The sequence below is a fragment of the Janthinobacterium aquaticum genome, from assembly GCF_009208565.1.
Lineage (GTDB): Bacteria > Pseudomonadota > Gammaproteobacteria > Burkholderiales > Burkholderiaceae_D > Janthinobacterium.
Genome location: NZ_WFLK01000010.1, coordinates 27,326 through 47,273, shown reverse-complemented (window position 1 = coordinate 47,273; position 19,948 = coordinate 27,326). Strand labels below are relative to the sequence as shown.

Sequence of the window (19,948 nt, the reverse complement as noted above, 5' to 3'; positions counted from 1 at the left end):
GAATCAGAAAAGAACCTACCAATGACCATACAAATCAGCATCTACGTGCTAGGCCTGTTGATCTTCCTGGCGCTGCTGTTTGACTTCATGAATGGCTTCCACGATGCCGCCAACGCGATTGCCACGGTGGTCTCGACGGGCGTACTGAAGCCGCAGACGGCCGTGGCCATGGCCGCAACGTTCAACTTTGTCGCCATTTTCGTGTTCCACCAGCTGACCGTGGCCGCCACGGTGGGCAAGGGCACCATCGATCCGATGGTGATCGACCAGTACGTGATCTTCGGCGCACTGATGGGCGCCATCGTCTGGAACCTGTTTACCTGGTACTACGGCATTCCATCGTCGTCGTCGCATGCGCTGATTGGCGGCCTGGTGGGCGCAGCAGTGGCCAAGTCGGGCACCGGCGCGCTGATCTCGGCTGGCCTGTGGAAAACCGTGGCCTTTATCGTGATCGCACCGGTACTGGGCTTTGTGTTCGGCTCGATCATGATGCTGATCGTGTCGTGGATTTTCGTGCGCTCGACGCCGCGCAAGGTCGATAAATGGTTCCGCCGCCTGCAACTTGCGTCGGCCGCGGCCTACAGCCTGGGCCACGGCGGCAACGATGCGCAAAAAACCATCGGTATTATCTGGATGCTGCTGATCGCCGCTGGTTACTCTAGCGCCGCTGACGCCATGCCGCCGATGTGGGTGATTATTTCCTGCTATACGGCGATCAGCTTCGGCACGCTGTTTGGCGGCTGGCGCATTGTGAAAACCATGGGCCAGAAGATCACCAAGTTGAAACCGGTCGGCGGCTTCTGCGCTGAAACGGGCGGCGCCATTACGCTGTTCGTGTCGACCGCGCTGGGCATTCCGGTGTCGACCACGCACACGATTACCGGCGCCATCGTTGGCGTGGGTTCGTCGCAGAAAATGTCGGCCGTGCGTTGGGGCGTGGCGGGCAATATCGTCTGGGCCTGGATTTTCACGATTCCGGCGGCAGCCTTCGTGGCGGCGATTTCCTGGTGGGTCGGCCACCATATCATGTGATGAAGCCTTTACATGAATGAAAAGGGAGCCCTTGTGGCTCCCTTTTTTATTTCAGCGCGAGAACATTACTGGCCGCGCGGACCCTTGTCGCCGCCCTGGCGTGGCAGCAGGCCGTCGTTCTGGTGGGCGGCGCCCTTGTCCAGGTCGGCTTGCTGGCGGCTGTTGTGCAGTTCCTGCTGCGCTTGCTGATCTTCGCGCTGCTGCTGTTTCTGTTCCTGCGTTTGCTCGGTAGGTTTGTTCATGATGGCTCCTTCGCTCAATGCGGTCAGTGAGTGCTTATTGTCTGCCACCTTCAACGGCCGTACCGTTCGCTACGCAACACAAGCCAGCGATCAAGCCAATTCGACCGTCAGGCCTTCGGCCGCCAGGAATACCTGCAACTGACCGAGTTGACCCGCATGGCGCGCCATCACGTCGGCAAACACGGCTTCGAGCTGCTCGTCGTCGCGCGTCGGTTCATGGTGGGTGCAATAGAGCCGCTTGACGCCGCAGCGCAAGGCCAACGACAGTGCGCCGTCAAACGTGCCGTGGCCCCAGCCGCGCTTGCCTTCATACTCGTCGCGCGTGTACGAGCAATCCATGATCAGCGCATCGACGCCGGTAACAGCGCGCTCGATGGCCGCTTCGCGCTGCGCAATATCGCGCTGGCAGGCGGCATGGTCAAGCGTGCCGGGGGCATGCGGGTTGGCAAATGGTTCATGGTCGCCACTGAAAAACAGCGAGGCACCGCCCGAACTGATGCGGTAGCCAAGATTGATCACCGGATGATTCATTTCTACATTGGTCACAGTGGCGTCGGCCACGGCCAGCGTTTCGCCGACCGCCAGCGTGCGGTAATCGATCTCGGCGGCCATCGCTGCTTCACTGACGGGGAAGTAATTGTTTTGCAGCTGCACCGCCATCACATGCTCGATGCCGTTGCCGGCCGCATCGGCGGCGCCGTACAGGTGCACGCGGCTGCCGCGGATAAACAGCGGACCGAACATCGGCAGGCCATGGATATGGTCCCAATGGCTGTGCGTGATCAGAATATGCGCCTCGGCCGGGCCGGGCGGCAGCTTTTTGGCCAGCGCATAGATGCCGCTGCCGGCGTCGAGTATCAGCAGTGCACCGCTGGCCGTACGCACTTCGATGCAGGTGGTATTGCCGCCATAGCGCGCCGTTTGCGGGCCGGGCGAGGGGATGGATCCGCGCACGCCCCTGAACGTGAATTTCATCGACAGCCTTGTTATGATGGAATGATAGTTGAGTCTATTCTAATTATTACATGCGGCGTCAATTTTTATTGTGTTGTGCGACGGAAATCAATTTTTGCTAATTGCATTTTTGGAATGTACATGCAACAGGCTGCAACGGTACACTGCCAGCTGTTGCCACTCCATACACCGTTATCATGCTCCAGTTGCACCCTGAGCAAGTTGCCCAACGACTCGACCAACTTACCGAACTTAGCGTGGAATTGGGACGCGGCGCGGCGCTGGGCATGCAGCAGGGCGCCGATCTCAGCGCCTTGTTGGAGCGCATCGTGATGGTGGCGCGCGAGATGACCGGAGCCGACGGCGGCACGCTGTACCGGCCCAGCGCCGACGGCGCCAGCCTGGAGTTTCATATCAGTATCAACGCCAGCCTGGGCATCCACCAGACCAGCAGCGCCGGCACCAGGCTGGGCATACCCGGCGTGCCGCTATGGACGGCTGACGGCCAAGCCAATCTGGCGTCGGTGGCAGCCTACGCCGCCCATCGCCGCTGCTCGGTCAATATCGACGATGTCTACCAGGCGGCCGAATTCAACTTTTCCGGCATGCGCGCCTTCGACACGCACTACGGCTATCGCTCGACTTCGTTCCTGACGGTGCCGATGAGCGACCACGAAGGCGAGCTGATCGGTGTGCTGCAGCTGATCAATGCGCAGGACGCCAGTGGCGCCGTGCGCGCCTTTTCCGCCACCGACCAGCGTTTTATCGAGGCGCTGGCGGCGCAGGCTGCGGTGGCGCTGACCAACCAACTGCTGCTGCGCCAGCTCGAACAACTGCTCGAGTCGCTGGTCAACCTGATCAATATCGGCATCGATGAAAAGTCGCCTTACACCGGGCGCCACTGCCAGTTCGTGCCGGAACTGACCATGATGCTGGCCGACGCCGCGCATGCAACCGAGCACGGCCCGCTGGCCGGCTTTCGCCTCAGCGACAACGAACGCAAGCAGCTGTGGTTTGCCGGCCTGCTGCACGATTGCGGCAAGATCACCACCCCCGTGCACGTGGTCGACAAGGCCACCAAGCTGGAAACCATTTATGACCGCATCGGCCTGATCGACACGCGTTTTGAAGTGCTGCTGCGCGATGCTGAAATTGCGGCACTCAAGCAACAGTTGCAGGCGCCAGGCGAGGCGGCCGCCATCGCCGAAACGCTGCTGCAGCAGCAGGCGCAGCTGCGCGAAGAGCGCGATTTTCTGCGCCATGCCAATATCGGCGGCGAGGGCATGTCGCCGCAGGATCAGCAGCGCGTGCGCGAGATCGCCGCACGCCGCTGGGTCGGACCCGATGGCGCACCGCGCGATTTCCTGGACGCCGGCGAAGTCGAGAACCTGACCATCCGCTTCGGCACCCTGACCGACGCCGAGCGCAAGATCATCAACAACCATATCAGCGTGTCGATCCGCATGCTTGAATCCTTGCCCTGGCCCAAGCACCTGCAGAAGGTGCCGGAATATGCGGGCGGCCACCACGAGCGCATGGATGGCAAGGGCTATCCGCGCGGCCTGACGCGCGAGCAGATGTCGGTGCCGGCGCGGTTGATGGCGATTGCCGATATCTTCGAGGCGCTGACGGCGCGCGACCGGCCCTATAAAAAAGGCAAGTCGCTGTCGGAGTCGCTGCGCATATTGGGGCAGTTCAGCCTGAACGGGCATATCGACCCCGACCTGTTTGACGTCTTTATCCGCAGCAAGGTCTACCTGCGCTTTGCCCAGCTGCATATCGATCCGCAGCAGATCGATGCGGTCGACGAGGCGACCATCCCCGGTTACGTGCCCTGATGCGCCTGCTTTCCTTGCTGCGCCGCCATGGCGCCCGGTTGTTGCTGGGCGTACTGCTGACACTGCTGGCCGCCTGCGCCAGCGTCGGCCTGGTTGGCGCCGATGCGCTGGGCCGGCTCGACGCTATGCTGAGCGATATGCGGATGCGCGCCGAACCGGTCCGGCTCGACAAGCGCATCGTGATTGTCGATATCGATGAAAAAAGCCTGAACCAGATCGGCCGCTTTCCGTGGAGCCGCGATATCCAGGCGCGCCTGGTGCAGCAACTGACCGGTCACTATGGCGTGGCGGCAATGGGATACGATATTTCCTTTCCCGAGGCCGATACCAGCTCCGGCTACAGCGTGCTGGCGCAGCTGGCGCGAAGCGAGCTGGCCGGGGTGCCCGGCTTGGAGGCGCAACTGCAGCGGCTGCGCCCGCAAATGGACTACGACGCGCTATTTGCCGAGGCCATGCGCGACGCGCCGGTGGTGCTCGGCTACAGCGTCTCTGACCGGCAAAAGAAGGGCGCGCTGCCCAAGCCGGCCTTTACCGTGGCCGACCTGCACGGGCGCGAAGTGACCGCCTACACCGCCAGCGGCTACGAGGCCAACCTGGCCCAGCTGCAGCAGGCGGCGCGCGGCGCCGGCATCTTTACGGCGCTGACCGACAGCGACGGCGTGCTGCGCTCGTCGACCCTGTTGCAGCGCATCGGCGACGGCTACTATCCTTCGCTGTCGCTGGCCACCGCCAGCGTCTACCTGAACGCCAGCGCCATCATGCCGGCCTTCGATGCAGCAGCCACGCAGATGTCGCAGGCCGAGCGCGAACACGGCGGCCTGGACCAGGTGGTGCTGTGGACGCCGCAGGGTCCGCATCCGATACCGGTCGGCGAAGGCTTGACCACTACCATCGAGTTTCGCGGCGCCGGCGGGCCAAACGGCGGCGCATTTCGCTATGTATCGGCAGCCGATGTGCTGCTGGGCGCGGTACCGGCCGAGGTGTTGCGCGGCGCTATCGTACTGGTGGGAACCACGGCCGCCGGCCTGAACGATATTCGCGCCACGCCCGTCAATGCAGAGTTTCCCGGAGTGGAAGTACACGCCAACCTGATCAAGTCCATTCTCGACGGCCATTTCAAGGCCCGGCCCGATTACGCGCTGGCGATCGAGTTCCTGCAGGTGGTGGTGCTGGGTCTGTTGCTCGGCGTGGCGCTGGCCGTCGCTGCGCCGGCGGCCATGCTGCTGTTGTCCGCCCTGGCGATGGCCGCTGTATTGGCGCTCAACTGGTGGCTGTACCGCCAGTTCGACGCCGTGCTGGACGTGGCCTTGCCGCTACTGCTGGTGGGCGCGCTGTGCGTGCTGAACCTGGCCTGGGGTTACTTTTTCGAAGTGCGCAAGGGGCGTGCGCTGGTCTCTCGCTTTGGCCAGTACGTGGCGCCCGAGCTGGTGGCGCAGATGGCAGACAACCCGGACCGCTACAGCATGGATGGCGAAAGCCGCGAGCTGAGCGTGCTGTTCGCCGATGTGCGCGGCTTTACCACCATTTCCGAAAGCATGAGTCCGCAGGAGCTGCGTGAATATATCAATCTTTACCTGACTGCCATGTCGGAAGACATCCGCGACAGCCACGGCGGCACGCTCGACAAGTATATCGGCGACGCCGTGATGGCGTTCTGGGGCGCGCCGGTGGCCTTTGCCGACCATGCCAGCCGCGCCGTGGCCAGCGCCTTGCTGATGCAGCAGAGCGCGCGCCGCCTCAACCAGCAATTTCAGGCACGCGGCTGGCCGGCGCTGCATATCGGCATCGGTATCAATAGCGGCCTGATGCATGTGGGCGACATGGGCTCGCGCATCCGCCGCGCCTATACCGTGATGGGCGATGCCGTCAACCTGGGCGCGCGCCTGGAAGGCATTACCAAGACCTATGGCGTGGGTATCGCCGTCAGTGAATTTACGCGCGCGCAAGCGCCCGAGTTTGCCTACCGCGAACTGGACCGCGTGCGCGTCAAGGGCAAGACCGAGCCGGTCGCCATCTACGAGCCGCGCGGCCTGCTGGCCGAGGCCTCGCCGCAGGAACTGGCGCTGCTGGCGCAATGGGCGCAGGCGCTGCAGTTGTTGCGTGCACGCGACTGGGATGGTTGCGAAGCCGTGCTTACGGCCTTGCCAGCTGATGGCCTGACGGCGCTGTATGCGGCGCGCCTGCGCGCCTACCGCAGCGATCCGCCCGGCGCAGACTGGGACGGGGTCACCACGTTTGAAACCAAATGAGCAAAACTGATCCAAATAGTTCTGACTGGAAATCAAAAGCCGTCTAAACTTTGCTTTCAATCAAAGATGGCGACAACCCGCGTGTTGTTGCCATGCAACTACAAGAATTCACACATGAACACTCGTCTGGTGCACCTGCTTGCAGGTTCTGCGCTATCACTGGTGGTTGGCGCCGTCTGCGCCGCCGCCGTCCCGAACGACGCCGTTTCCACCCTGCCGGAGGCGCCAGCCGATGACGGCGTGCCGCGTTTTGCCATCAGCCGCTACGAGGTCACCGGCGACACCCTGCTGGGCCCGCAACTGCTGCAGGCGCTGAGCGCGCCCTACACCGGCCCGGCGCGCGACTTCGGCGACATCGAGCGCGCGCTCGAGGCAGTACAGAACGCCTACCGTGAGCGCGGCTACAGCATGGTGCTGGTGAGCCTGCCGGAGCAGGAACTGGAGCAGGGCGTGGTGCGCCTGGCGGTACGCGAACTGACGGTAGGCAAGGTCAATATCAGCGGCAATCGCCATGTCGATGAGGCCAATGTACGCCGCGCCCTGCCGACGCTGGTTGAAGGAGTCACGCCGAACCTGCCGGAACTGGGGCAAAGCCTGAAGCTGGCCAACGAGAATCCGGCGCGCAAGCTCGAGGTGCGCATGAGTAGTGGCGAAACCGGCGACAGCATCGACGCCGCCGTGCTGGTCAACGACGAGCGCGCCTGGAAAGTCAGCCTGAATGTGGACAACAGCGGCAGCGGCGAGTCGGGCAAGACGCATGCCGGCGTGGTGCTGCAGCATGCCAATCTGTGGGGCCGCGATCATGTGCTGAGCCTGCAGTACACCACGGCCGCTGAAAAGACCGACCAGATGGGCGTGTACGGCGTCGGCTACCACGTGCCGCTGTATGCGCTGGGCGACTCGCTGGACTTTTTTGCCAGCTATTCGAACGTCGACTCGGGCACGGTGTCGGCCGGCATATTCGACCTTGCCGTCAGCGGCCGCGGCGCCACCGCCGGCGCGCGCTACAACCAGAACTTCAGCCGCCAGGGTAATTATGAACCCAAGCTGGTGTACGGCCTCGACTACAAGGCTTACCGTAACAGCCTGCAGTTCTTCGGCGTGGAGCTGGGCACCGATGTGACCGTGCATCCGGTGAGCATCGCCTATATCGGCGCCTGGACGCTCGATCGCGGCGAGGCCAATCTGGGCCTGACGCTGGCGCGCAATATTTCCGGCGGCAAGCATGGCAGCCAGGCCGACTTCACGCTGGCGCGCCTGGGCGCCAAGGCCGGCTACAGCACCTTGCGCCTGAGCGCCAGCGTCAACCAGGTGCTGGGCCAGGACTGGCAGTGGCGCGCACTGGCCAATGGGCAATATACGCCGGACGCACTGGTGCCGGGCGAGCAGTTCGGCATCGGCGGCGCCTCTACCGTACGCGGTTTTGCCGAGCGCGAAGTGGCCAACGACAACGGCGCCAACCTGAATCTGGAGCTGTATACGCCGAGCTGGTGCGGTAACGGCTATCAGTGCCGCGCGCTGGCCTTTTATGACGCCGGCTGGGTGCGCCGCAATCATGCACTGCCGGGCGAGCTGACCAGTACCGCCATCGGCTCGGCCGGCCTGGGCCTGCGTATTTTGCTCAATCGCTACGCCAATGTGCAACTGGACTACGCCCATGTCGTCAATCCGGGCCAGACGGCGCGGCGCGACGGCGATCGCCTGCATTTCAGAGTTGCGCTGTCGTACTAGGCTGCGTCGAGGATACCATCATGAAAAAAACTGCTTCCCGTTCCACTTCGCCTGCGACAGCCCTGCCGCTGCGCCGCACCGCGCTGGCCGTGCTCGTTGCTGGCTGCTTCGGCGCTGCGCAAGCCAATCCGACGCTGCCGCAGCTGGTGCATGGCCAGGCCACGTTCAATCAGCAGGGTAATCTGTTTACGATTACCAATACACCCAACACCATTATCAACTGGCAGAGTTTCTCCATCAATCCCGGCGAAGTAACGCGCTTCGTGCAGCAAAATGCCGCCAGCAGCGTGCTTAACCGCATTACCGGCCAGGACCCGAGCCAGATTCTGGGTGCCCTGCAGTCGAACGGCAAGGTGTTGCTGATCAATCCGAACGGCGTGCTGTTCGGACGCGATGCGCGTGTCGATGTGGGCGGCCTGATCGCCTCGAGCCTGAACCTGAGCAACCAGGATTTCCTGGACGGCAAAATGCAGTTCAACGCCGGCGACACCGCCGGCGCCGTGCGCAATGCCGGCGCCATCACGACCGGGCGCGGCGGCCAGGTGCTGCTGATTGCGCCAGACGTGGAAAACAGCGGCATCATCACCACGCCCAACGGCGAAGTGATCCTGGCAGCGGGGCGCAGCGTGCAGCTGGCCGACCCGGCCAATCCCAGCCTGCAGGTGGTGTTGTCGGCACCAAGCGACCAGGCCGTCAATGTGGGCCAGGTGATTGCGCAAGGCGGCCAGATCGGCATGCTGGGCGCACTGGTCAGGCAGGGTGGCGCACTGAGCGCCAATAGCGCGGTGGTGGGCGAAAACGGCAGGATCGTGCTCAAGGCCAGTGGCAAGGCGCTGCTCGAAGCGGGCAGCGTTACCAGTGTCAACAGTGCGGCCGGCAAGGGAGGGGCGGTGACGGTGCAGGGCGCACAGGTCGGCATGCAGGGCGACGCCCGCATCGAGGCCAGCGGCGCTGCCGGCGGCGGCACGGTGCTGCTGGGCGGCGACTACCAGGGGCGCAACCCCGACATCGTCAATGCGCGTCAGGTAGCCGTGTCTGCCGGCGCCAGCATTGCCGCGGACGCCATCGGCCACGGCGACGGCGGCAAGGTGATTGTGTGGGGCGACGACACGGCGCGCGTGGCCGGCAGTATTTCGGCGCGCGGCGGCGCGCTTTCCGGCAATGGCGGACTGGTGGAAACCTCGGGCCACTACCTGGCGGTTGACGGCATCCGCGTCGATACCAGCGCCGCGAAGGGCAAGCGCGGCAACTGGCTGCTCGACCCGCGCGATATCAATGTCGTGGCCGGCAGCGGTAGCAGCGGCACCGGCGACGTTGATGAGTTTGCCGATGCGCCGGACGGCGGGACGGCGGTGATCGGCGCCGCAGTGATTTCCGCAGCGCAAAGCGATGTGACGCTGCAGGCGAAGCACCGCATCAATATCAACAGCGCCATCGATATGGTCAACGACAACGTTGGCCTGAAGGCGCAGGCTGGCGAGACGATCGCCGTCAACGCCGATATCACCACCAGGGGCGGCAAGATCGTGCTGTCGGCCAATGACGCCGCCAGCGGCGCGGCGGCAGGCCTGGGGGCGAACGTGATACTGAACGGCGCCTTGAGCAGCAACAATGGCACAATCGAACTCTCCGGCGCCACCATTACCGGCGCCGGCGTGGTCAATGTGGGCAACGGCAATCTCGGCATCAAGTCGAATTTTGCCGGCGGCAATATCCATCTGACCGGCACCGGCGACCAGCTGGTCGGCAGCGGCATCAATGACCAGCGCATCACGTTGCAGGCCGATGGCATGTCTTTTACCGGCGGCATCAACTTTGGCGGCGCGGCCGGCAATGCGGCGCTGGCCATTACGCCGTTGACCGACGGCCGTGCGATCCACCTGGGCGATGTGCCTGGCGGCATGCTGGGGCTCGATAATGGCGAACTCAATCGCATTGCCGTGGCGTCTGTGCATATCGGCAGCGCAACAGCTGGCGATATCACCGTCAGCGCACCGGTCGACCTGGCCGACCTGTCGCCCAAGGGCGGCATCCGGCAGTTGAGCCTGGAAACCGGCGGTCAGTTGGCGGTCGATAATATGTTGGTGCTGCGCCAGCCCGAGAGCATCCTGTCGGCGACTGCCGCAAGTGGCCTGAGCGTGGGCAGCAGCGGCGGCTTGTACGCCGCTGCTGCCATCAACCTGACGGCCGACAATATGAACCTGGGCGGCGCGGCGCAGTCGATCTCGACAGCCGAGGGCGGCAGCGTGAGCCTGAAACGCCAGGCGCGTGACGGCGTGATTGAAATCGGCAGCGGCGCTGCCGACAGCGCCGGCACGCTGGGCCTCAGTGATGCCGAACTGAAAACCATCAATGCATCCACGCTCACCATCGGCAGCGATATTTTTTCGGGCAAGCTCAAGCTCAAGGGCGCGCTTGACCTGAGCACGGCGGCCAGCCTGGATCGGCTGGAACTATCGAGCGGCGGCGAGATCGAGCTGGCGGGTCCGCTGATGGTGCCCCACAACCTGGATATCTCGGCCGGCGGCGATGGCGCCAACGGCGCGATCAGCGCCAGCGGTGCAGTCAATGTGGGCGGCAACTTCTCGTTGAACGCCGGCACCTGGCAGCAGAACAGCGCCACTTTGCCGGCGTTTTATGCGCGTGGTTTTACCATCAATGGCGGCAGCTTCCTGCGTGTTGCCGGCGGCAATGGCGATGCGGCGCAGCCCTACCTGATCGCCGATATCTATGGCCTGCAGGGCATCGGCGGCCTGTCCAGGACCAATCAGTACCAGCTCGCTGGCAATATCGACGCCAGCGGCACCCAATACTGGCGTGACGGCGCCGGCTTTGTTCCCTTGTTCAACAGCGATGAAGGCGGCTTTGGCGGCGTGCTTGATGGTGCCGGCCATGCCATCGCCAGTCTGCATATCGATACGACGCGCTACGGTTACTCGCCGATGGGCAGTGGCCTGTTTTCGCAGCTGCAAGGCGGCACCCTGCAGAACCTGGAACTGTCTGGCGGCAGCGTGACTGGCGCGCGCATGGTCGGCGCGCTGGTGGGCAACAATCGCGGCGGCATCATCGATAATGTGCAGAGCAGCATGGTGGTACGCGGCAGCGGACAGGTTGGCGGACTGGTGGGACGCAACAGCGGCAGCATCAGCAACGCCAGCACCAGCGGCGCCGTCTCCGGTGTGGCTGCAGCCATCGGCAGCGACGTCGTTGTCGGCGAAACGGTGTCCGGTTCGCAGATCGGCGGGCTGGTGGGCAGCAATGACAGCGGCGCCAGCATTAAGGTGGCGCGCGCGACCGGTTCGGTCAGCGGCGTGGGCGAGCAGGTGGGCGGCCTGGTGGGCAATAACGATGGCAGCATCACTGTCGCTTACGCCACCGGCAATGTGGCCGGCGGCGCCAGCACTGGCGGCTTGGTGGGCCGCAATGGCGACACCATTGCCGATGTCTACGCCACCGGCACCGTGAGCGGCGCGGAGAACAGCGATCCGTATCTGACGCGCGCGAATCTGGGCGGCGTGATCGGCTGGAGTGTCGCGGGCAGCAGCGCAACGCGCCTGTATTTTGACGGTACGGTGTCGGGCAACGGCTTTACGAGCGATACGGTAGGCGCCGTGGTGGGGCGCGCCGATCCTGGCGCTGTGGTCGGGTTTTCCTACTTCAACTATCAAAAATCCGGTACCTCTATTGACAAGGGCGGCTCCACCGGCCGCAGCACTGCCGACATGCAGCAGCAAGCCAGTTTCAACGGTTTTCAGTTCAGCGGCGCCGATGCGGCGTGGCGCATCTATGACGGCTACACCACGCCAATGCTCAAGGCGTTCCTGACGCCGCTGCAGGTGACGGCCGATGGCGTCGCCAGCCAGGTCTATAACGGCCAGCAAGCAGTCTTCAACGGCACCCTCAGTTATAGCGGCCTGGTCGGCAGCGACACGGGCGTCAACGGCAGCGCCGGCTACAAGGATGCACGCAATGTCGGCAGCTATGATCTCGGCGGCCTGTGGTCGACCAAATACGATATCAGCTATGCCGGCACAACCACGCTGAGCATTACAGCGCGCCAGCTGAGCGTGGTGGTAGGCGGCAGCAAGGTCTACGACGGCAAGCTCGATTTTGCCAACGCCTCTTTCACCCTCGATGGGGTAGTGGAAGGCGACACCTTGAGCGTCAGCGGCACGGCCAGATTCCTCGACAAGAATGCCGGCACCGACAAGCATGTCGATGCCAGCAGCCTTGCCCTGGCTGGCAAGGATATGGGTAATTACACGATCAATGCGACTGCCAGCGGCAAGGCCGATATCAGCCGCGCCGGGGTGGGCCTGGCTTCAGTCAGCGCCGGTAACAAGGTGTATGACGGCAAAACCAGCGCCAGCCTCAGCGGCGTTTTCAGCGGCGTGGTCGAAGGCGACCGCATCGATTTGTCCAACGCCACCGCAGATTTTGCCGACAAGAATGTAGCCAATAACAAGACCGTCAAATACGTGCTGGGCACTGCCAGCCTCGGCGGGCAGGATGCCGGCAACTATATGCTGGAAACAAACGGTGGCGAAGTGCAGGCCAGTATCACGCAGCGCGATCTGAACCTGAGCTTTGCTGGTGTCAATAAAGTCTACGATGGCAAGACTGCAGCAACGGTGGTGATTGGCGATGATCGTATCACTGACGACAAATTGACGTTGGCAGCCAGTGCTGCCTTTGCCGACAAGAATGCGGGCAGTGCCAAAGCGGTGAACGTGCAGAATGCGGTGTTGTCCGGTGATGATGCGGGCAACTACCGACTGGTCAATACCGGCGGCAGCACCACGGCTGATATTAGCCAGCGCGAGCTGAATCTAAGCTTTGCTGGCGTCAATAAAGTCTACGATGGCAAGACTGCTGCAACGGTGGCAATTGCCGACGACCGTATCGCTGACGACAAATTGACGTTGGCCGCCACGGCCGCCTTTGCTGACAAGAATGCGGGCAGTGCCAAAGCGGTAACGGTTAAAGAAGCCGTGCTGTCCGGCGAAGATGCAGCCAACTACAAGCTGGTCAATACCGGCGGCAGCACCACGGCCGATATTAGCCAGCGCGAGCTGACTCTAAGCTTTGCTGGCGTCAATAAAGTCTACGATGGCAAGACTGCGGCGACGGTGGTCATTGGCGATGACCGTATCGCTGACGACAAATTGACGTTTGCCGCCACGGCCGCCTTTGGCGACAAAAATGCGGGCAGCGCCAAAGCGGTAACGGTTAAAGAAGCCGTGCTGTCCGGCGAAGATGCAGCCAACTACAAGCTGGTCAATACCGGCGGCAGCACCACGGCCGATATTAGCCAGCGCGAGCTGAACCTGAACTTTGCTGGCGTCAATAAGGTTTATGACGGTACCACGGCAACCACCGTTGCCATCGGGGATAATCGCGTCGCAGGTGACGTATTGGCCGCTTCGGCCAATGCTGCGTTTGCCGATAAAAATGCCGGTAGCGACAAGACCATTAATGTGCAGAACGCTACGTTGTCCGGTACTGACGCAGCCAACTACACGCTGGCCAATACCGGCGGCAGCACCACGGCCGATATTACCCAGCGCGCATTGAATCTGAGCTTTGCGGGAGCCAATAAAGTGTATGACGGCACCACGGCAACCACCGTCGGCATTGTTGACAATCGCGTCTCAGGTGACGTACTGACCACCTCGGCCAGCGCTGCCTTTGCAGATAAAAACGCCGGCAGTGGCAAAACCATCAATGTGCAGAACGCCAGCCTGTCTGGTATCGATGCAGCCAACTACACCTTGGTCAATACGAGCGGAAGCACCCTGGCCGATATTACCCAGCGCGCATTGAATCTGAGCTTTACCGGCGCCAATAAAGTGTATGACGGCACCACGGCCACCACCGTGGGCATCGGGGACAATCGCGTTGCCGGCGATGTACTGACTGCCTCGGCCAATGCCGCCTTTGCCGATAAAAATGCCGGCAGCGGCAAAACCATCAATGTGCAGAACGCTACGCTTTCCGGTACTGATGCAGCTAACTACACCTTGGTTAATACCAGCGGCAGCGCCACGGCCGATATTACCCAGCGTGCCTTGAACCTGGGCTTTACTGGCAATAATAAAGTCTATGATGGCACCACCGCGACCACCGTGGACATTAGCGATAATCGCGTCGTTGGCGATATCTTGACGGCTGCGGCTAGCGCTGCCTTTACTGATAAAAACGCCGGCATTGGCAAAACCATCAATGTGCAAAACGCCAGTCTGTCCGGCGTCGATGCCGCCAACTACAGGCTGGTTAATACCGGCGGCAGCGCTACAGCCGATATCAGCCAGCGCGCATTGAATCTGATCTTTACCGGCGCCAATAAAGTGTATGACGGCACCACGACAACCACCGTGGGCATCGGAGACAATCGCGTTGCCGGCGATGTACTGACCGCTTCGGCCAATGCCTCCTTTACCGATAAAAACGCTGGCAGCGGCAAAACCATCAATGTGCAGAATGCTACCTTGTCCGGTACTGATGCTGCCAACTACACGCTGGTCAATACCGGCGGTAGCGCTACAGCCGATATCAGTCAGCGCGCCTTGAATCTCAGTTTTACGGGCACCAATAAAGTCTACGATGGCACCACGGCAACCACTGTTGGGATCGGGGATAATCGCGTTGCAGGTGACTTACTGACTGCCTCGGCCAATGCCGCGTTTGCCGATAAAAATGCCGGCAGTGGCAAAACCATCAATGTGCAGAACGCTACGCTTTCCGGTACTGATGCAGCTAACTACACCTTGGTTAATAGCAACGGCAGCACCACGGCCAATATTACCCAGCGCGCATTGAATCTGAGCTTTGCGGGAGCCAGTAAAGTCTACGATGGCACCACGGCAACCACCGTGGGCATCGGGGACAATCGCGTTGCCGGCGATATACTGACCGCCTCGGCCAGCGCTGCCTTTGCTGATAAAAATGCCGGCAGCGGCAAAACTATCAATGTGCAGAATGCTACGTTGTCCGGTACTGATGCAGCTAACTACATGCTGGTCAATACCGGCGGCAGCGCTACAGCCGATATTACCCAGCGCGCATTGAACTTGAGCTTTGCGGGAACCAATAAAGTGTATGACGGCACCACGGCGACCACCGTGGGCATCGGAGACAATCGCGTTGCCGGCGATGTACTGACCGCTTCAGCCAGCGCCGCCTTTGCCGATAAAAACGCCGGTAGCGGCAAAACCATCAATGTGCAGAATGCTACGTTGTCCGGTACTGATGCAGCTAACTACACGCTGGTCAATACCGGCGGCAGCACCACGGCCGATATTACCCAGCGTGCCTTGAATCTGAGCTTTACGGGCGCCAATAAAGTCTACGATGGCACCACGGCAACCACCGTGGGCATCGGGGACAATCGCGTCGCGGGTGACGTACTGACCGCTTCGGCCAATGCTGCCTTTGCCGATAAAAATGCCGGTAGCGACAAGACCATTAATGTGCAGAACGTTAGTCTATCCGGCGTCGATGCAGCCAACTACACCTTGGTTAATACCAGCGGCAGCACCACGGCCGATATTACCCAGCGCGCATTGAACCTGGGCTTTACTGGCAATAATAAAGTCTATGACGGCTCCACTGCGGCCACCGTGGGCATTAGCGATAATCGCGTCGCTGGCGATATCTTGACGGCTGCGGCCAGCGCCGCCTTTGCCGATAAAAATGCCGGCAGCGGCAAAACCATCAATGTGCAGAACGTCAGCCTATCCGGTACTGATGCAGCCAACTACATGCTGGTCAATACCGGCGGCAGCGCTACAGCCGATATCAGTCAGCGCGCCTTGAATCTCAGTTTTACGGGCGCCAATAAAGTCTACGATGGCACCACGGCAACCACCGTGGGCATCGGTGACAATCGCGTTGCGGGTGACGTATTGATCGCCTCGGCCAATGCCGCCTTTGCCGATAAAAATTCCGGCAGCGGCAAAACAGTCAATGTGCAAAACGCCAGTCTGTCCGGCGTCGATGCAGCTAACTACACCTTGGTTAATAACAGCGGCAGCACCACGGCCAATATTACCCAGCGCGCATTGAATCTGAGCTTTACGGGCGCCAATAAAGTGTATGACGGCACCACGGCCACCACCGTTGGCATCGGGGACAATCGCGTTGCCGGCGATGTACTGACCGCCTCGGCCAGCGCCGCCTTTGCCGATAAAAATGCTGGCAGCGGCAAAACCATTAATGTGCAAAACGTTACTTTGTCCGGTCTTGACGCAGCCAACTACACGCTGATCAATAGCAGCGGTAGGGCAACAGCAGATATTACCCAGCGCGCCTTGAACTTGAGCTTTGCGGGAACCAATAAAGTGTATGACGGCACCACGGCAACCACCGTGGCCATTGGGGACAACCGCGTTGCGGGTGATGTATTGACCGCCTCGGCCAATGCCGCCTTTGCCGATAAAAATGCCGGCAGCGGCAAGTCCATCAATGTGCAGAACGCTACGTTGTCCGGTACTGACGCAGCCAACTACACGCTGGCCAATACCGGCGGCAGCACCACGGCCGATATTACCCAGCGCGCATTGAATCTGAGCTTTGCGGGCGCCAATAAAGTGTATGACGGCACCACGGCAACCACCGTTGGCATTGTTGACAATCGCGTCGCAGGTGACGTACTGACCGCTTCGGCCAATGCTGCGTTTGCAGATAAAAATGCCGGTAGCGACAAGACCATTAACGTGCAGAACGCTAGTCTGTCCGGCGTCGATGCAGTCAACTACACCTTGGTTAATACCAGCGGCAGCACCACGGCCGATATTACCCAGCGCGCATTGAATCTGAGCTTTACGGGCGCCAATAAAGTGTATGACGGCACCACGGCTACCACCGTGGGCATCGGAGACAATCGCGTTGCTGGCGATGTATTGACCGCTTCAGCCAGCGCCGCCTTTGCCGATAAAAATGCCGGCAGCGGTAAGACCATCAATGTGCAGAACGCTACGCTTTCCGGTACTGATGCAGTCAACTACACGCTGGCCAATACCGGCGGCAGCGCTACAGCCGATATCAGTCAGCGCGCCTTGAATCTCAGTTTTACGGGCACCAATAAAGTCTACGATGGCACCACGGCAACCACTGTTGGGATCGGGGATAATCGCGTTGCAGGTGACTTACTGACTGCCTCGGCCAATGCCGCGTTTGCCGATAAAAATGCCGGCAGTGGCAAAACCATCAATGTGCAGAACGCTACGCTTTCCGGTACTGATGCAGCTAACTACACCTTGGTTAATAGCAACGGCAGCACCACGGCCAATATTACCCAGCGCGCATTGAATCTGAGCTTTGCGGGAGCCAGTAAAGTCTACGATGGCACCACGGCAACCACCGTGGGCATTAGCGATAATCGTGTCGCTGGCGATATCTTGACGGCTGCGGCCAGCGCTGCGTTTGCCGATAAAAACGCCGGCACTGGCAAAACCATCAATGTGCAGAACGCCAGCCTGTCCGGCGTTGACGCAAGCAACTACAGGCTGGACCAGTCAGGCGGTACGGCGACGGGCAATATTTCTCGGGCAACCTTGGTGCTGGGTAATCTGCAGGCCAGCGACAAGGTGTATGACGCCACGCTGGCGGCCAGTGTCAGCGGCAGCCTGGGCGGGATAATTGGGCAGGATACGGTCACCCTGGCTGGTGGCACGGGTGCGTTTGCCGACCGCAATGTGGGCAGCGGCAAGACGGTCACCGTCAGCGGCTTTGGACTGGCGGGGCAGGATGCCGGCAACTATGTGCTGAACGCCACCGGCGGCACGGCCCGGGCCAGCATAGCCCAGCGCGCCTTGTCGACCTGGATCGGCAACAGCGGCGGGCTGTGGAGCGACGCCGCCAACTGGGCCGATGGGATTGCGCCATCGGGCAGCAATGTACTGGCCGCCAACCTGGCCGGCAATGCCGGCAGCGTGGTTGTGTATAACGCTGCGGCCGGCGATACCGTGCTTGGCAGCTTGAGCACGCGCGGCGGCCTGCAGATCGGCGGCGGCAGCCTGACGCTGCAAAGCGGTCTCGACCTGACAGGCAATGGCTTGAATATCAGCGGCGGCAGCCTGTTGATGCAAGGAGCGCTGTCCGTTGGCAGCTATGTGCAAAGCGGCGGTCTGCTCGCTGGCAGCGGCAACTTGCTGGTGGCCAATAGTTTTAACCAGTTGGCGGGCGCCATCAATCTGAACGGCAACCTGGCCATCAACCAGGCCAGCGGCGACCTGCGCGTGGCTGGCTTGTCCGGCAACAGCATCAGCCTGAACGCCAGCGGCGGCCAGATCAGCCAGAGCGGCGCCATCGTGGCCAACGCCCTCACGACGCAGTCGCAAAGCGGCACGCTGCTGAGCAACACGGGCAACCAGGTGCGCAGCTTTACCGCCAGCAATAGCGGCGCCGGCGGCATTACGCTGATCAACAGCACGCGACCTGCGCAACTGGTGCTTGGCAGCCTGACGACGGGCGCCGGCAATATCGTGATCGACAACCAGGGCGGCATTGAAAGCCATGCGATCAATGCCAACGGCGGCAATGTCAGCCTGAGCGCGCACAGTCCCGTGCATGTGCAGGGCGTTATCAGCGGCAACGATATCGGCCTCGACGCCAGTACCGAGGTGGCGTTCGGCAGCGATGCGCGCGTCAATGCCGTACGCGATCTCAGCGTGACGGCCGGCACCGATATCACGCTCGACGGTGCGGCCGCCTTAAACGCCGGCAACAGGCTGACCATGACGGCCGCGCGCAGCGTGCTGATGAATGGCGCCTCGACCATGGATGTGCAGGCCGCCGGCGCCGTGGCGGTGCTGGCGCAAAATGGCGACCTGACGGCGCTGACCGATGTGCGCATCAATACCCGAGGCGCGTCCTTGTCGCTGCTGGCGCCGAACGGCAGGGTCAGCGTGCCCGATTCGGTGATCGTGCGCCAGAATGCGGTGGCCGACGTGCCGTCGTCCCTGCTCGATACAGCAAAGAACTACCTGGCGGCAGTGACGGAGCAATATTCGCCTGCCAATGCCGGCGGCAGCAGTTACAACAACGGCGACGCGCTGCTGGTTTCCGTCAAGCCGGAACAAAAATCAGATGGTAAAAAAAATGGCATACAAAAAACCTACTGCAATTAAGGCGATCCTGGCCCAGGCTTGCCTGTGGCTGGCGCTGATGGGCGTGAGCTGGCATGCGGCAGCGGCGCAACTGGCTGGCACGGTCATGCAGTTGAGCGGGCCGATGATGGCCAAGAAAGCCGACGGCAAGATCAAGGTGCTGGCAATCAAGTCCGAAGTCGAGGAAGGCGACACGCTGATGACCGAAAAGAGCACCTATGCGCTGGTGAAGTTTATCGATAACAGTGAAATGACGCTCAAGCCCGGCACCACGTTTGTCATCGAAAAGTTTGCCTACCAGGCCGAGCAGGCTGCTGGCGACCAGGCCAGCTTCAACCTCGTCAAGGGTGGCCTGCGCTCGATCAGTGGCCTGCTGGGCAAGCGCAGCAAGGAGAAGTTTTCACTGAAGACGCCGGCGGCAACCATCGGCATACGCGGTACGAATTTTGTGGCCGAGATGGTGCCCCCGCCGAACGCTGCCAATACTGCCAATGGACCCGATGTCAGGCCTGGCGGCTTGTATACGGCAGTGTCCGAAGGCGGCATCGAGATGGTCAATCCTGCGGGCAAAGCCACGGTAGATGCAGGCCAGTTCGGCTTTGCGCCGTCGTTTGTCCGGCCGCCAGTGAAGCTGCCGACCGATCCCGGCATGCAATTTACGCCGTCGCCGTCCTTCAACAGCATGACAGCCCCGCAGGGCACCGAGCCCACGAAAGACCTCAATACGGTCGACTGCGAAGTACGCTGACAGGCCGCTTGACCTTCCCATCATGGGATGGCTGATCCTGTAGACT

Annotated in this window: 8 protein-coding genes; 6 read left to right on the top strand and 2 right to left on the bottom strand. The window is 61.6% G+C overall.

Going from position 1 to position 19,948, the window contains the following annotated elements:
• The first annotated feature begins 21 nt into the window (after positions 1-21).
• Complete coding sequence (locus GCM43_RS16195) at positions 22-1,032, top strand: inorganic phosphate transporter (protein WP_152246099.1); 1,011 nt, start codon at positions 22-24, stop codon at positions 1,030-1,032.
• Positions 1,033-1,097: 65 nt separating this feature from the next.
• On the opposite strand, the gene GCM43_RS25840 is transcribed toward GCM43_RS16195, so the two are convergent.
• Positions 1,098-1,274, bottom strand: coding sequence for a hypothetical protein (locus GCM43_RS25840; RefSeq protein ID WP_193315642.1), 177 nt, complete (start codon positions 1,272-1,274; stop codon positions 1,098-1,100).
• Between the two features lie 90 nt (positions 1,275-1,364).
• On the bottom strand, positions 1,365-2,249 hold the full coding sequence (locus GCM43_RS16190; protein ID WP_152246097.1) for an MBL fold metallo-hydrolase: 885 nt from the start codon (positions 2,247-2,249) through the stop codon (positions 1,365-1,367).
• Positions 2,250-2,425: 176 nt separating this feature from the next.
• Here GCM43_RS16190 and GCM43_RS16185 point away from each other — a divergent pair, with 176 nt between their 5' ends.
• The 5 genes from GCM43_RS16185 to GCM43_RS16165 all read left to right on the top strand — a co-directional run bounded on the left by GCM43_RS16185 (position 2,426) and on the right by GCM43_RS16165 (position 19,902).
• The gene (locus tag GCM43_RS16185) at positions 2,426-4,066 is read left to right on the top strand and encodes an HD domain-containing phosphohydrolase (protein WP_152246095.1); all 1,641 of its coding nucleotides are present in this window, start codon (positions 2,426-2,428) and stop codon (positions 4,064-4,066) included.
• Entirely contained in the window at positions 4,066-6,315 is a 2,250-nt protein-coding gene (locus tag GCM43_RS16180) for a CHASE2 domain-containing protein (protein ID WP_152246093.1), read from the top strand. The genes GCM43_RS16185 and GCM43_RS16180 overlap by 1 nt, the downstream gene beginning before the upstream one ends.
• 114 nt (positions 6,316-6,429) lie before the next feature.
• Positions 6,430-8,046, top strand: coding sequence for a ShlB/FhaC/HecB family hemolysin secretion/activation protein (locus GCM43_RS16175; protein WP_193315641.1), 1,617 nt, complete (start codon positions 6,430-6,432; stop codon positions 8,044-8,046).
• Between the two features lie 20 nt (positions 8,047-8,066).
• Positions 8,067-19,175, top strand: coding sequence for a YDG domain-containing protein (locus GCM43_RS16170; protein ID WP_152246089.1), 11,109 nt, complete (start codon positions 8,067-8,069; stop codon positions 19,173-19,175).
• Positions 19,147-19,902: a FecR family protein gene (locus GCM43_RS16165; RefSeq protein ID WP_226929516.1), complete on the top strand. Its 756-nt coding sequence runs from the start codon at positions 19,147-19,149 to the stop codon at positions 19,900-19,902. Before GCM43_RS16170 ends, GCM43_RS16165 begins: the two co-directional genes overlap by 29 nt.
• The last annotated feature ends 46 nt before the right edge of the window (positions 19,903-19,948 follow it).